Source organism: Solibacillus sp. FSL K6-1554 (genome assembly GCF_038005185.1).
Lineage (GTDB): Bacteria > Bacillota > Bacilli > Bacillales_A > Planococcaceae > Solibacillus > Solibacillus silvestris.
The window spans coordinates 494,957-509,924 of record NZ_JBBOSS010000001.1 but is presented as its reverse complement, the minus strand read 5'-3'; the positions used below and the strand labels follow the sequence as shown (position 1 = coordinate 509,924).

The following is a 14,968-nucleotide window of genomic DNA, read 5'->3' as shown; positions in this document are numbered from 1 at the left end:
TTTTAGTTGTCAATAATTTCATATCTTTTAATCGGTTGAGAAATAATAGAAAGTCCATACTTTCTATAGGGAATTCAATAAGTTATAAAAATTATTTTAAAGAAACAGGAGATGCAGAATATGAAATTTGAAAACAAAATTATTATTGTCACAGGTGCGGCAGGAGGTATCGGTAAAGAGGTTGTAAGAAAACTGGTTAGTGAAAAAGCAAAAGTTGTATTGGTCGATCTAAACGAAGATGCGATTAAAGCCGTTCAAACAGAACTTTCACTTACAGATGAAAACAGCTTAATTGTAAAAGCTGATGTGTCAAAAGAAGACAATGTGAAAAACTATGTAGATCAAACAATCTCGAAATTCGGCCGAATCGACGGCTTTGTAAATAACGCAGGTGTTGAAGGCCCAGCAAAACCCCTTGAAGAAATTACAGAAAAAGAATTCGACTTTGTATATGGCATTAATGTAAAAGGTGTTCTTTTCGGCCTAAAATATGTACTGCCGGTAATGAAAGAACAAAAATCCGGTTCTATTGTCAATACTTCATCAGTAGCCGGCTTAATCGGTTCTCCAAGTATGGCACTATATAATTCATCTAAACATGCAGTAATGGGTCTTAATAAGGTGGCCGCTTTAGAAGCAGCAGCGTATAATGTTCGTGTAAATACGGTAAATCCAGGTGTGATCAATACACAAATGATGCGTAAAATTGAAGCAAATGTTGCGCCGGGCGCTGCAGAGGCAGCTCAAGCAGCATACAATGATGCTGTACCGATGAAACGCTATGGTGAACCGGAAGAAGTAGCAAATGTTATTGCTTTCTTACTTTCTGATGAAGCTTCATATGTAAGTTCATCTTCTCTCACGATAGATGGCGCATTATACAATGTTTAAATTTAAGGAAAAGAAAAACCAAAAGAGCCCATTCTTTTGGTTTTTTCCCTTTTTCATATACAAAACTTTTTCAACTCCTTCATAACCCGTCACCACTGCCACCGCAAGTTATATATGTTAATATAAAATCGTTATTCTCAAGCATTATCGGAGGTTTATAGATATGAAGATAAATAAAGGAGTATTCTTTGTACTGCTAGGTGCAGGATGCTTTGGTTTTACACCTGTGTTCGCTAAGTTAGGGTTTGGGCACGGTTACTCACTTGGACAAATTAATCTTGTCCAAATGGTCATCTCCTTTTTGCTTTTGTGGTCAATCGCTTTCTTAAAAGGCGACGGGACTAAAGGACTGACTAAAAAGAATATCATTCCAATTATGATTACCGGATGTTTTATCGGTTTAACAAGTATTTTTTATTATGGTGCGATGCAGTATTTACCTGCTTCACTGGCCATCATTTTAATGTTCCAGTTCGTTTGGATCGGCATTCTGTTCGAATGGGTCTTCAATAAAATTAAGCCCGCCCCGATTACTATTTTTTCGATTGTGCTCATTCTTGTCGGTGTATTTTTCGCATCGAATATTTTAAACGGTGATATGCAGGGCCTTCCGATTAAAGGTTTTGTTATGGGCATATTATCTGCTTTTACTTATGCTGCCTTTATCTTTTTCAGCGGAAAAGTCGCCGTTGATGTCAATCCATTAACCCGTACTTCTTTAATGGTGACAGGTTCAACGATTTTAGTATTTATCCTATTTATGAAGGACATCCCTACTGTATTTCCCCTTGAAGGAAGCTTGGTGACAAGCGCTGCAGGGGTTTCATTATTTGGAGCTGTATTGCCGCCACTGTTTTACGCGGTCGGTGCACCGTTGATTTCAGGAGGTTTGGCGAATATATTAACTTCTGTTGAACTGCCTGTCGCAATTTTATCAGCGAGCATCATTTTGGCTGAAACGGTTAAAGCTGTGCAATGGCTCGGTATTGTGCTAATCCTCGTAGCGATTGTATTAAATGAAATCGGTCCAAACATCATTCGCATGAAAAAACGATCAAAAAGAACAATTCTTCATCAGCATAATAAAAATTAATTAGGATGCTAATCAACTGTGCAAACAGCCTTTGGTTAGCGTCTTTTTATTTTACAGAAACAAAAAAGCTTATCAATAATTTTCTATTGATAGGCTAAATTGATATTTCGAGTTTTATATTTAATTATCTGAAGAGATTCAGCATTGCGCCTACTTGTCTCATCGTATTAATTCCATTAGTTAATGTCCCCACATGGCCCATCATTGTATTTAAATTATCCGAAAGACCGCTAAAGCGAGAACCCTGCTGTTGTTGCTGTTGTGGAAAAGGGTTGAACTGCTGTTGTGGATATGGATTGAACTGCTGTTGCCCCTGCCCCTGTCTAGGATTCACTGGATATGGCGGATAAAAGGCTTCCCTCGGTCTTGCAAATTCATTGGATCGAGGCATTCCCATCTGCTGTCTGCCCATTTGCGGTGCAGGACCAAATTGTTGTCCATTTGGCGGAAACATCCCTGCTCTAGAATTTTGCCCAAAAAATGGCATGTCATTCACCTCCCTACTAAGTTTGACATCTAACCTAGTATATGTTCATGATTTTACGCAATATAGACATTTGAAATACTCGGATGAAACGTTAATTACTCATAGTAACGACCTCTTCACCTCCAATAAAAAAGTTGCATATGAATATAGAAAATGATTGGAGCAATGACATGAACAAATTTAATCCTGAAAGGCTGTCCGTTGAATACAGGGATGGTGTTACCGCAACAGATCCCGTTATTTCAAGACACCATACACTCACCCATTCTGATGACACCGGAGAATTATTTTTAACAATTGGAACACAGTTTGCGTGGGACAAAGTGAATAATGATATGAGAGATGAAGTAATCGGCGAATGGAAAACGAATGGGCACTGTATATATTACAATGCCTATGTAATGGTTAACAAAGAAGGTCAGGATTTCAATACAGCAATGCGGCGTTATGAAGTATTCGAGCGCGAATTGCCTCTCGCATTGACGGCAATCCGGTATGGTGACCGTTTTTTATTCAATGTCTAACCAGCTTTGGACAATGGATTAATCATCGTAAACTTCATATCCACATACCCCCAGTTATATAAACAAGAGATTTTTGGGACTTTCAGCAGTTTTTCCAACTCCTTTTAATTTTATGAAATGCGGTAAAATGTAATATTCAATTCCACTCCCTTTTATGGTATTAATTGTTAGTGCGTAATGCACGACACTTCACTTTACATGAGAGAGGGTAAAAGAAATGCTGCATTTAAAAACGATTACAAAAGACAATTGGATAAAAGCGATTTCATTAAAAGTGCGGGAGGATCAAGTAAAGTTTGTAGCATCAAATACGGTGTCACTGGCGCAGCTGAACTTTTTGGAAAATTTCCATGCAAAAGGAATTTACTACGGTGAAGAAATGGTCGGATTCACACTTTATGGTATTGATGAAGATGACAATGAATACTGGATTTACCGTATGATGATTGACCAGAAACATCAGGGAAAAGGATATGGGAAAGAAGCAGTTCAGCTCGTCATAGAGGATATTCGAGCAATGAAAGAGCCTCACAACCAAACGATTAGCCTTTCTTATGAACCTGACAATGAGCATGCAAAGCGCATCTATGAAAAAATGGGCTTCCGGGAAATAGACGGCTTTGTTATTGAAGGTGAGCAAGTAGCACGCTATACGTATTAGGAGAAACTCCGATGCGAATTATAACGATTGCGTTACTAGCGATTCCAGGCTTCTTTATTTTAATTCTCACGATTGCTTCATTTGATTATTTTTACTACCCAGTTATAAGCTTCAAAGCAGAAAACGCCGCCGAAGCTTCTCTTGAAGAAAAATATAACATAGACTTTGTGATAGATGAATCTACCTACTCCAAACCATTGGGCAATGATTTCGGGGATTACCATATTATCGCTCATCCAAAAAAGAATCCTGATCTGGAAGTTACGGTTTCGGTAAATGAGGATATGGAGCCGTTTTATGATACGTATTTGCAAATCCATTGGCGTGATGAACTGAATACGCGATTCGGGTTGCTGTATGAAGAGCTTTATGGAACGGTTGAAAAATACTCCTATATGGTAAATGTGTCATTTTCGGATGAAATCGAAGCACGATATGACCATAACGACACGTACGAAGAGATTTTGCAAAAAGAAGCTAACGGTATCGGAAATATTGTCTTTGCAAATGTTATTCTGGAATCCTCCAACAATATAAACGACCAGCTGGAGAAAGCCTATAAGATGATTCAGCATTTTAAAAATCAGAATTTAAATTACTTCAACATTGAAATTGTGTTCTTTAATGAAGATGTGCAAAAACAGCTGACGAAAAGGGACCGCAAACTACCCTATAATGAGTTTAACTTCAAACATTTGGATGATAGAACTGCCCGATTTTATTTTTCGTATGAATCAGAGGATGCGGAGTCTGTAAAAGAACTGAATGAGCTAAAATCTCCCGCTGATCTGGAGCAATATGTTAAAGATATAAATTGAAATTTGTCTTCAATGATAAAACCCACTTATACAGTTTAAGTGGGTTTTTCAACGGCAATATACGGACACGCTCTCTTGTATCCCTTTTAACACTTCTTCCGGCAATTTTCTAATTGTTATATCCGCTCCCAGAAACAGCAGCCAATTCGTTATTTCTACTATGTCTTCCTCGTTTTCAGTATTGATGAAAGCCTCTAGAATGGCTGTCGTTTGGTAAGGATTTGTATAGGAAATAGAAAGCTTTAAAGGATGATATTTTTTAAACTGCGCAATCGCTTTTGGACCAAGCTCAAGTACAAGGTTATTCTCTTTACTCCACTCACTAAGCTTTTTTAAAATCTCCTTCTTACTGATTCTATTTTTCCCCTCGTCCGATTTTATATCGATAAGATGCGAGACAGGAAAAATCCGATTCTTTTCCTCACCTGCATCAAAGCCTTCTATCAGCCAGTTCCCCTTTTTATGATGAAGATACAAGAGATAAATTGAATATGTTTTTATTAACTTCCCTTCTTTCACTGAAATAATTAAATAGCGGTCAATCAGAAGTGTTTGTATAAGCTTTTCTATCACAGGATCAGGTAAATCGGATAAATCCAGCAAATCCGGATTGTGAGGGTTCGTACCTTCGAACAGCAAGATTTGGTTTAACAGCACAAGGTCGTCTTGCTGGTTTTCTGAAATTAAACCGAGTAGTTTCTCAGCTAACGACTGGCGACTTTTTAAATATGGAAGCTGTTGATTTCTTGTCGCCATAAAGGCAATAAAAAGAGCTTTAATCTCATTATCTGTAAAGCGAACAGCTGGAAGCACAGAATTATGCAGAACACTATAACCCCCTTCTCTTCCAACTTCAGCGACAAGGGGCATCCCAATAGTTTCAATTTCTCTAATATCTCGTATAGCCGTTGAACGCGAGATATTAAACTCTTGCATAATTTCAGAAATGGTAAAGTGAGCACGGTTGTTGATATACCGCATAATTGTATTAATCCGTTCAACTTTTTTCATTGGCACCTCCGAAACAGTATCATATTCTGACATGATTTATGGCTATTATAAACCTATCAAGTAAAAAAACAAATCTTGATTAAAACAAAATTGAAAGAAGGGTTTTATATGGCAAATTACACGATTGAAGAAAAGGACAGCTTTGTTGTTTTAGGTTTCGGAACAGAACTAAAGAGCGATTACACAGACTATATGGGAATAAATAAAGAAAAGGCCGATTTTTGGCATGCGGTCAATGAGGATGGAAGACTGGATGCATTAAAGGCTGTAGCCACAAACGACTATATTTTTATCGTGAACGAAGCAGTGAATAATAAGATGATGCATTATGCCGGGGTTCTGACTGATGAAACATTACCAGAGGCAACTAGAGTTATCCAATTTCCTAAAGGTGAGTACGTAGTTGTTAAAGGCGAAGCTCCTACTGCAGAAGAGCTGGCCAATACTGTTACTGGAATTGCCTTTGGGCAAGCGTTAAAAGAAGCAACAGATTATGCCTATGTAGGAGGTCCAAACGCAGCAGTTGTAATGGATCAACAAAACGGTCAGGTATACGGCGAAATGTGGATTCCGGTTATTAAGAAATAACAGATAATATGGATTTTAGACCCAAAATTAAAATGGAGCCCGGTACACTCTCGGGCTCCGTTTACTTTAAGTTTTAATGAAACAACTATGTTTACCTAAGGCTTTCTGAATTCAACTCAAGTTGTACAAGGTTCTCTTTTAAAGGCTTTTGCATAAAAGGACTCGGTTTCCCTACACTATATAGTTGTAGCACGTGCATCGCTCTTGTACAGGCTGTATAAAAAATTCTGCGTAAACTTTCGTCTCCATATACGTTTTCGGATACGTCATAAATGATGACCGCTTCAAATTCAATTCCCTTCGCTAAATACGAAGGAATGACTACAACCCCTTTCTCAAATTCTGCTGTACCGCTTTTTATTAGCTTAATCCCATCAATTTTATTCAATGCCTCAAATGCCGCTTTACTTTCCTCCGCTGATTTACAAATAACTGCAATACTTCCATAGCCTTCACTTTGTAATTCCGAAATTTTAGACAGTATGCATTGGTGCAAGTCTGTATGATTCTCCACTTCGGTCAACACCGGCAACTCGCCAGCACGGTCAAACGGGATAATTTTTTCTCCATTTGCTATCAGATTCCGTGTAAATTCGATAATCGGTTTCGTTGAACGGTAACTTCTTGTCATATTGATTACTTCTGTTTGTTCTTCTCCATAAAGATGGTTGAGCGTTTGAAAATCTCCCACTCCACTCGCATGAGCAAAAATGGCCTGATTAAAATCACCTAGCACTGTCATTTTGGCTGAAGGGAATAGGCGCTTCAGAAATTCAAATTGAAACGGTGAATAGTCCTGCGCCTCATCAATGAGGATATGCTTGATCGAACGGTTTGTTTGAAAGCCTTGAATCAATTCCTGCAAAAATAGGAATGGTGTCGCGTCTTCATAATACAGGGTTCCCGATTCCAGTATTTGAAGTGTATCTTCACATATAGCTTGCCACTCATCTGGCACTTCTACTTTTAATTGCTGTTGCATCAGTAATGGATCTGTAAATAGCTGCTTATAGATCCCTTCTAAATCAATAAAGTCCAGTGTTTGAATTTGTTTTCTCACTGCCTTCAATTTCAGGCGGACGATTACTTGAATAAGCGCATCCTGATCCATTTCATAATCCGCTTGCTCTTCTCTTTCAAAGCCATTTTTCTTTGCTAAATATTTATGAATTTTATGATACGTCTCATCGCTTAGTAGCTCAATTTCCTCTTCTACCCATGGCTGAGAACGTTCTACTTTTTCTATTTCTTTAATTTTATTCATTAGCCAGTCTTTCAGCTTTTCAAGTCTGCTTTGGAAACTCAGTGAAATATGCTCTCTATAAAACGTCTCCGACAATTGTTGTGAGGAAAAGATCATTTTCCCTCTAAATTTGACATCTTTAAATAGCAGGCCTGATTTTTCCAATGTTTCTCGATATAGTTTAATCGCCTCGAAAAATTTTACGGATGCTTTAAATTGAATGCCTTTAATTCTTGCGCTATATGAAGGGTTATTTGCTGCCGTCAGCACATATTCCAATTGATGATACGGGTTTTCCAAATGGAAATCTTTACTTAAGCGATGATCCAAATATTCCTGAAATGTAACTTGCTGCATATTCTCTTCACCGAGCTCTGGAAGTACGTTGGAAACATAGCTATTAAACATAGCATTTGGTGAAAATAATATAATTTGGTCGGCTTTTATACGGTCCCGGTATTTATATAATAGAAATGCGATTCTTTGTAATGCAGCAGAAGTTTTACCACTGCCTGCTGCACCGTGCACAATGAGCATACGCCCTTGATCATGGCGTATAATACGGTTTTGATCCATTTGAATCGTTGCTACGATACTTTGCATATACTTATCCGCGCCTTTTCCAAGCACCTTCTGTAAAATTTCGTCACCAATCGTGAGACTTGTGTCAAACATAGATTGCAGTTTTCCATCACGAATAACGTATTGCCACTTTTCCTTGAGATCACCGTAAACCTTGTCTCCAGGCGTTGTATACTGTGCGGGACCAGGCTCATAATCATAGTAGATGCTTGAAATCGGTGCTCTCCAGTCATAAATAAGGAAGTCCTCACCACTTGCATCCATCAAAGATGAAATCCCAATATAAATTTTCTCCTGCTCTGAAAAACCTTCTTCAAGAAAATCAATTCGTCCAAAATAAGGGACTGACTTCATCCGATGCAAGACAGCTAATCTTTTGGATGCGTGATGGTGCGTACTTTCGCCTACAGCTAATGCCTGTGCTTCTTGTCTTAAGTTAATCACGGTTTCCAAAAAGTCATCAAACGAATCCGTATTAACTTTTATTTCATCCCAAAAATGCTTACGAGTATTTACTACTTCATTTCGGAGCTTTAACGTTTCTGATTCCAGTTGAAGTGTTTGATCATCAATTACGTTCACAACACTATTTAACCTCTTTTGTTCGTTCAGGAAATCTGCTTTCATAACATTCACTCCTTGAAAATATTTAAGAGTTGACTAATAAAGAAATTTTATATATAATTAGAATAAGGAATAATATACACAAGTATAAATAGTTATGTATATCTATATAAACTTACCACGTGTCCGCATTTTTTACAATGCATTTGGCAGGTGTATTTTTTTTGCCCTTAAATGGTAGCAGAAATAAAATAAACAACGATTGCTTACTCATTGAAGATTTACTGTACATTACTAAATCTACATAAATTTTCGGTTTTAAGATTTATATTGGAGAAATTTCATTTTCTTGAAGGTATTAAAGAAAACCGCACTTACTTATGATACGGTACATTTCCGTAACAAATTTAAGTGCGGTTTTCAGATATAGATTTAGATGAAGATGGAAAATTTATTTTTCCACCAGGTAGTTCATTTGTAATTTTCTTAATTTCACCTAATAATCAAATAGTTAAAGCAGAAGTTGCATTCGGCTGGTTTGAAAAATTAAATATAGATGATAACTAATTTGTAAATCAGTTCATTCAATCGGGAATACCGTGCTTAGGTCTCCATGGTTTTTTGTTCCCACAATGTTCTTCTAACTATCTAATGTAGACCAATCTTCTAAAGATAGTTGACCAACAATATCATAGCCGTTACCTCGCCCTTTTGGCTTAATAATAACTGTCCCCATATAAGGGATTGGACCTAATCCAACCTTTGCAGGAAAAATGTGATCAACAATCATTTTATTATTTCCCTTATCCGGGATATATTCTAAAATTGATTGAAGATTACTCAAAATTATTTGCCTATCATTACTTGGTAAATTTTCGCTTAACCTATTTATCTCAACCCAAAAAGGATTAATTTGAACATTACCACTACCAAATGCTAACTGTGCTGTTTCGATTGTCCTGCAATAGGGACTTGAGGAAACAGGGATTTCGAATGGTATTCTTAAATACCGAAGTATTTCTCCATAGTAAATTGCTTGCCTACGTCCCATTTCAGAAAGATTTCTCTGAGTTAAACAGTTTTGAAAGTTTAAGTTAGCTAAATCGCTTCCGACAGTCGCTTCTCCATGCCTTGCATAAAATATAAATCCCCCATTTCTAAGTGCATTAAGTAAGGTTTTATTCAAGTTTTGTCTCCTTTCCATAAATATCCTAGTATACTCCTAATGTATGACATGGGTTATTAGAAATAAAAAACAATCAGAAATAATTTATGTATTTTTGCACTGACCTAAAATAATGACACAAATAAAAAACACCTTTCGTTGAAAAATGGGTATTGAATACCAAGAATCAACATGGAGGTGTTTTTTTATGGGGATAAGAGTATGTTTTCTGCTAAGGTAAAAATAAAAGCGATAGAAATGAGACTAGCAGACAATCCCGTTAACCAGCGCTCCTTAGCATGATGACTTATATGCTGAGATCGATCAAATTGAGTACATCCGGTACTTGGTACTTAATTAACTTCTTTTGTCCAATCGGCAACTTTAGCTTCATTTTCTTCAATCCATTTTTTTGCTGCATCTTTCGGATCCATGCCTTCCATAATATCATACATAACACTTTCTATATCTTCCGGAGTCCAGTGGAAATTATCGAGAACACTGTATGCCTCAGGATTATCCTCTTTGAATCCATTACGTGCAAATGTACCGATATATTCTTCAGTTCCGTACATCCCTTTAGGATCATCTAAATACTTCAAATCAAATAAGTTAAATTTCCAGTGAGGAGACCAACCTGTCACTATGATTTCTTCTTTGTTCTCAATCGCTTGTTTAAGAGCCCCTGTCATTGCTACTGAAGATGAGCTTAGTACTGTCCACCCTTCAAGATTCGGATATATCTCATACGCCTTTTCTGTAGTTCCTGTTATATTTGCACCTGGTTCGATGCCCGTTATCGTTTTACCCGCTTCATCTGTTAAATCTTCGATGGAATCCACATCCATATAACTAGGGACTACTAACCCAATTTTTCCGCCTAACAAATTTTCACCTAAATCATCTATACGGCCTTTGTACTTCTCAACTTGCGGGGCGTGCGTCTGCGGTAGCCAAGCTGAAACCATGCCATCAACCTCTCCATTTGCAAGAGCTTCCCACATAATTCCATTATCTAAAGGCGTCAGCGTTACATCATATCCTAAATCTTCTAGAACTTGTCCTACTACATGAGTGGAGGCAACCTCAGTCTCCCATTCAACATAGGCTAAGTTGACAGCTTGTTTTTCTGTACCTTCAGCCTCCGAAGAACATGCAGCTAATAATAAACTTAATACTAAAATTAATCCTAGCTTCGATAAACTAATGAGTTTCATAAAATCTTCCTTTCTGATTGTTTTACTTATATGTAAAAATTAACATCTAACAACTTATAATTATAAATAGGTTGTTACTTTTGTCAAATTGGCAATTAATACAGACGGTTTAAATTTTTAAGAATCAAAGGGGTTTTTGGGTTGCACAGTACAGGAAACAGCTGACTTATATAGGGGGAAATAAAAAGAGAATACCTTATAAATGTTCTCTCTATTAATTTTTCTTTGGTCTAACGTCTTCTTTTCAGAAAAAACCACCTAATTCGTTGTATATCAACAATTAGGTGGTTTTTCAAAATTGTAATTTTTTTCGTAAAGGAGCGCAATCAGTTAGTATCCATCGGCAAAATGGGAGATGGTTTCTAATTCATCTTCGGTAAGTTCCCTTTTTACATAGTTTTCGTATTCCTTCACTATTGTCGGTAAATCTCCCTTACAGACCTCTGTATATTTGGCAATCGTTCTTAGCATAACGACTTCTTTATCGAAAGCTTCTTTTGAAATTGGTTGTTGATGTGAAGGGATAAAGGTTTCCGCATCAAACGTTTCTAATACATCTAATAACCGTAAAGTTTCACTAATTGTATAGTGTACTTTTTCGGCATACATTCTTGGATAAATGCAGTCCCCTAAGAAAAGAATCTTCTCTTCTTTTATATACACAATGACAGAATCTGCAGCATGGTCCCCTCCAACTTGTTGTACGATACAAGTCACATCACCAAGATTTATCTCTGCCCTTTTCTCTATTGTAATATCCGGCAAAGTAATTTTAATATTTCGATGATTCGTGTATTCTTCCTTAATCGCTTTTGCACAAAATTCAATTTCCACGCCTTCATTTACTCGCGCATCAATGGCTTCATCTGACCATGAAAATGGAATAAGCTTCTCCATTTCCCTTTCAGTCTCTTTGGAGGCAATTGAAACAGTATCGGGTAATGCGGAAAGACCAAATATATGATCCCAATGCCAATGTGTTAGGACAACTAAATCCGGATTAGGAACTTCCCTTTTTTGAAGTTCATTCAGAAAATAATGCATATGTTCTTCCGAGTTTCCTGCATCAATCATTAATGTCTTTTTACTGCCAACCACCATTCCTAAAATCGGGCGGTCAGTCAACGAGACTGAGGTGATATACCAAAAACTTTTACCTATTTTGTGTATAGAGTGCAAAAAGGTTGTCCCCCTTTCTTTTAAATCAAATGTTTATAGACTACATTCTTTGTTAAAAAGTCCAATTATATAGCAAGTATTTTTTATAATAGTCTAAATTTCCAGTATAACAAATAAAGAATTTTCTAAATAGCTAAAAATACTACTTTTTATTAGTTTCATTCGAGTTCTTTTTCTGCTATTTTGACCATTGAACAAATGATATGATACCAAGAATATAAGCGCTTATATTCTAAAAAGGTTAATAAATTAATTACTTCTTTCTTCTTGAATACTGTTTAAAAAAATTCACTGTCATTTAGGAGGTATTTATGAGGTCTAAAAAAGGTGCACTTGTATGGATATTGGTTCTTGTTCTCTCCCTTATAACGGTCACATTCACTGGTGCTAAGGCATTGTATGAAACAAAGCCAGTGCCGGCAAAGGAAAGACATGACATTTCTGAAATTATTCATCAAAGCAGTAAATGGGAAAAGGTTGCTACAGGTAGTGGATTCATGGAAGGTATTAACTTTGATCGTAAAGGAAACATCTGGTTAGTTAGCCCGACAACTGGCGAAATCTTAACTATTAAAGGCGACAAAGTTGAAAAAGTTTTAGGAGATAAAGATAAATTAATGCCAATTGGAGCTAAGTTCCATAAAGATGGTCGCCTATTTATTACGGATGGCAAAGGTGAATTATATTCCTACAATCCTGCTACTGGCGAACGCAAAACCATTGTCAATTCTTACGACGGGAAACCTTTAAACGGTTTAAATGACCTTGTTTTTGACGAAACAGGTGGTCTTTACTTTACTGAGCCAATGGGTTCTAGTGCTACTCATCCAACAGGTCGCGTCTTCTACTTACCTCCTGGTAAAACTGAAGCAATCCTCTTCTCAGAGAATATTGCTTATCCTAATGGGATCACTATTTCGGCAAATGGCCAACGCGTCTATATATCAGAGTTTGATAAAAATCAAATTCTATCAGTACCTTCTGTAAATGCTGCAAATTCTCCTGAATCACCGTTTATTTTCGCTCGTTTTGAAGGTGGAATCGGTCCGGATGGGTTAGCTGTAGATGCTGAAGGTAATCTGTACGTAGCCCATTTCCAAGCTGGAGAAGTAGTAGTGGTTGACGCCAATGGTTTTAAATACGGAACCATTCGCCTTCCTGAAGATGCAGGAACATTCGCAACAAACTTAGCTTTTCATGATGGATACCTGTACGTAACCGAATCATCAAAGAACGAGGTGTGGCGTATTCAAGTAAAAAAGAAGGGTCTACAGCCATACGGGTTAAACTAGACTCGCTTCTAATATAATGTAATGGGGCAATCACCAATTTAGTGATTGCCCCATTTTAAATTTTAATAGCTATTTACGAAGTAGTATTCCTGAATGAAAGCTCAAATTTAACGTTTTCCTTCTATTTCTTCATCTTCGCCCCAGCATTCCACCTCGCCTAAATTAGGTACGTTTTTCTTATAGAATACTGGATCTTTGCCTTGCTTCCGTTGAGTTAAATAATCATTAATAACCGGTTTGGCCACTTTCCAAAGTTGGAGAATAGCAATTAAGTTAATGATCGCCATAAAGGCCATAAACAGATCCGCTAAATCCCATACAACTTGTACCTTTGCAATGGAACCAAACATAACAAAAAGTACGACAAATATACGGAATACTAATAAACCGGTCTTTGAATCTTTTATAAAACTAATATTCGATTCACCGTAATAGTAATTGCCAATAACCGTACTAAAAGCAAACATAAATACAATGATCGCTAAGAAGCTGCCTGCCCAATCACCTAAACTTCCGACTAAAGAGGCTTGCGTTAAATTGACTGAAGTTGCGTCAGATTGAAGGTATGCATCGCCTAATAATACGATTGCAGCTGTTGCTGTACAAACGACTAATGTGTCTATAAATACACCAAGGGCTTGAATTAACCCTTGCTTTACTGGGTGTGAAACAGCTGCTGTTGCTGCTGCATTGGGTGCAGAACCTATCCCTGCTTCATTTGAGAATAATCCCCGTTTAATACCATTCATAATTGCTGCCCCGATCATTCCCGCAAAGGCTTCTTCCAATCCAAAGGCAGACTTTATGATAAGAAGAAATACATTCGGAATTTCGGAAATATTGAGGAATACAACAATAAGAGCAATTATAATATACAAAATTGCCATAACAGGAACAACTATTTGAGTAAAGCTAACAATTCTCTTTAATCCACCGAAAACAATAATCCCTGTTAAAGCAGCCAATACTAAACCTACTACAAATCGATTGGCACCAAAACTTTCTTCAAATGCAATGGAAATCGTATTTGCCTGGACAGAATTAAAAATAAAGCCATACGTAATTGTAATGACAACAGCAAAAAGAATACCCATCCATCTTTTATTTAAGCCTTTTTCCATATAATAAGCAGGACCACCACGAAACAATCCAGTACTCTTATCTTTCACTTTATATACTTGTGCTAATGTACTTTCAATTAGTGCAGATGCCGCTCCGATCAGCGCAATCATCCACATCCAAAATATCGCACCGGGACCGCCAAGAGCAATTGCCGTGGCGACACCCGCTATATTACCTGTTCCAATTCGAGAAGCAGCAGAAATTGTAAAAGCCTGAAAAGAAGATATACCTTTTTTTCCTGACTTATCTGTTGGCGCCGATTCTGTTATAAGTTTAAACATTTCACCTATTAATCTAAATTGAATAAACTTTGTTTTAACCGTTAAAAATATGCCTGTTCCTACTAATAAAATTATTAATACATATGAATATAATATTGTATTCACTTCACCCAATATATTACCGAACCAATCCATTGTTTCACTTCCTCTATTTTTTCAACTTTTTCTGTTGGTATGTAGGCCGTGCTACTTCGTCAACTATTAAAATTCTGCACCAACATCTCCTAAATACAAAGTCATTTTCCTACAC

The 14,968-nt window shown here is 37.0% G+C and carries 15 protein-coding genes; 8 read left to right on the top strand and 7 right to left on the bottom strand.

The annotated features are described in order from the left end of the window. The first annotated feature begins 120 nt into the window (after window positions 1-120). Window positions 121-891, top strand: a complete 771-nt coding sequence (locus MHB58_RS02565) for an SDR family NAD(P)-dependent oxidoreductase (RefSeq protein WP_340734611.1) — start codon at window positions 121-123, stop codon at window positions 889-891. A gap of 163 nt (window positions 892-1,054) precedes the next feature. After that, window positions 1,055-1,984 (top strand): EamA family transporter, encoded by a 930-nt coding sequence (locus MHB58_RS02560; protein ID WP_014824791.1) that lies wholly within the window; start codon window positions 1,055-1,057, stop codon window positions 1,982-1,984. Between the two features lie 124 nt (window positions 1,985-2,108). Here the strand turns inward: MHB58_RS02560 and MHB58_RS02555 are convergent, their stop codons facing one another. Next, window positions 2,109-2,471 carry a hypothetical protein gene (locus MHB58_RS02555; protein WP_340734610.1) on the bottom strand — a complete coding sequence of 121 codons (363 nt, stop codon included), beginning with the start codon at window positions 2,469-2,471 and terminating at the stop codon, window positions 2,109-2,111. Window positions 2,472-2,641: 170 nt separating this feature from the next. Here MHB58_RS02555 and MHB58_RS02550 point away from each other — a divergent pair, with 170 nt between their 5' ends. The 3 genes from MHB58_RS02550 to MHB58_RS02540 all read left to right on the top strand — a co-directional run bounded on the left by MHB58_RS02550 (window position 2,642) and on the right by MHB58_RS02540 (window position 4,474). Further along, window positions 2,642-2,995 carry a staygreen family protein gene (locus MHB58_RS02550; protein WP_340734609.1) on the top strand — a complete coding sequence of 118 codons (354 nt, stop codon included), beginning with the start codon at window positions 2,642-2,644 and terminating at the stop codon, window positions 2,993-2,995. A 217-nt stretch (window positions 2,996-3,212) separates the two neighbouring features. After that, window positions 3,213-3,656, top strand: coding sequence for a GNAT family N-acetyltransferase (locus MHB58_RS02545; protein ID WP_008404637.1), 444 nt, complete (start codon window positions 3,213-3,215; stop codon window positions 3,654-3,656). Window positions 3,657-3,667: 11 nt separating this feature from the next. Further along, entirely contained in the window at window positions 3,668-4,474 is an 807-nt protein-coding gene (locus MHB58_RS02540) for a murein transglycosylase (protein ID WP_340734608.1), read from the top strand. Window positions 4,475-4,522: 48 nt separating this feature from the next. Here the strand turns inward: MHB58_RS02540 and MHB58_RS02535 are convergent, their stop codons facing one another. After that, window positions 4,523-5,485, bottom strand: coding sequence for a helix-turn-helix transcriptional regulator (locus tag MHB58_RS02535; protein ID WP_340734607.1), 963 nt, complete (start codon window positions 5,483-5,485; stop codon window positions 4,523-4,525). Window positions 5,486-5,593: 108 nt separating this feature from the next. On the opposite strand from MHB58_RS02535, the gene MHB58_RS02530 reads away from it, so the two are divergent. Then, window positions 5,594-6,073 (top strand): GyrI-like domain-containing protein, encoded by a 480-nt coding sequence (locus tag MHB58_RS02530; protein ID WP_340734606.1) that lies wholly within the window; start codon window positions 5,594-5,596, stop codon window positions 6,071-6,073. A 91-nt stretch (window positions 6,074-6,164) separates the two neighbouring features. Here MHB58_RS02530 and helD read toward each other — a convergent pair whose 3' ends face one another. Further along, a complete protein-coding gene (helD, locus tag MHB58_RS02525) occupies window positions 6,165-8,525 on the bottom strand; it encodes an RNA polymerase recycling motor HelD (protein WP_340734605.1) in 2,361 nt (786 codons plus the stop codon). Window positions 8,526-8,873: 348 nt separating this feature from the next. Between helD and MHB58_RS02520 the strand changes: the two genes are divergently transcribed. Further along, window positions 8,874-9,029, top strand: coding sequence for a DUF6143 family protein (locus MHB58_RS02520; protein ID WP_231918695.1), 156 nt, complete (start codon window positions 8,874-8,876; stop codon window positions 9,027-9,029). A 73-nt stretch (window positions 9,030-9,102) separates the two neighbouring features. Here the strand turns inward: MHB58_RS02520 and MHB58_RS02515 are convergent, their stop codons facing one another. From MHB58_RS02515 to MHB58_RS02505, 3 genes are all read right to left on the bottom strand, one after another. Next, window positions 9,103-9,648: a histidine phosphatase family protein gene (locus MHB58_RS02515; protein ID WP_014824798.1), complete on the bottom strand. Its 546-nt coding sequence runs from the start codon at window positions 9,646-9,648 to the stop codon at window positions 9,103-9,105. Window positions 9,649-9,980: 332 nt separating this feature from the next. Beyond that, entirely contained in the window at window positions 9,981-10,844 is an 864-nt protein-coding gene (locus tag MHB58_RS02510) for a glycine betaine ABC transporter substrate-binding protein (RefSeq protein WP_008404643.1), read from the bottom strand. A gap of 330 nt (window positions 10,845-11,174) precedes the next feature. Beyond that, window positions 11,175-12,023: an MBL fold metallo-hydrolase gene (locus tag MHB58_RS02505; RefSeq protein ID WP_014824799.1), complete on the bottom strand. Its 849-nt coding sequence runs from the start codon at window positions 12,021-12,023 to the stop codon at window positions 11,175-11,177. A gap of 311 nt (window positions 12,024-12,334) precedes the next feature. Between MHB58_RS02505 and MHB58_RS02500 the strand changes: the two genes are divergently transcribed. Then, on the top strand, window positions 12,335-13,315 hold the full coding sequence (locus MHB58_RS02500; RefSeq protein WP_014824800.1) for an SMP-30/gluconolactonase/LRE family protein: 981 nt from the start codon (window positions 12,335-12,337) through the stop codon (window positions 13,313-13,315). Window positions 13,316-13,422: 107 nt separating this feature from the next. Here the strand turns inward: MHB58_RS02500 and MHB58_RS02495 are convergent, their stop codons facing one another. Then, window positions 13,423-14,853 (bottom strand): alanine/glycine:cation symporter family protein, encoded by a 1,431-nt coding sequence (locus MHB58_RS02495; protein ID WP_014824801.1) that lies wholly within the window; start codon window positions 14,851-14,853, stop codon window positions 13,423-13,425. Window positions 14,854-14,968 lie beyond the last annotated feature (115 nt).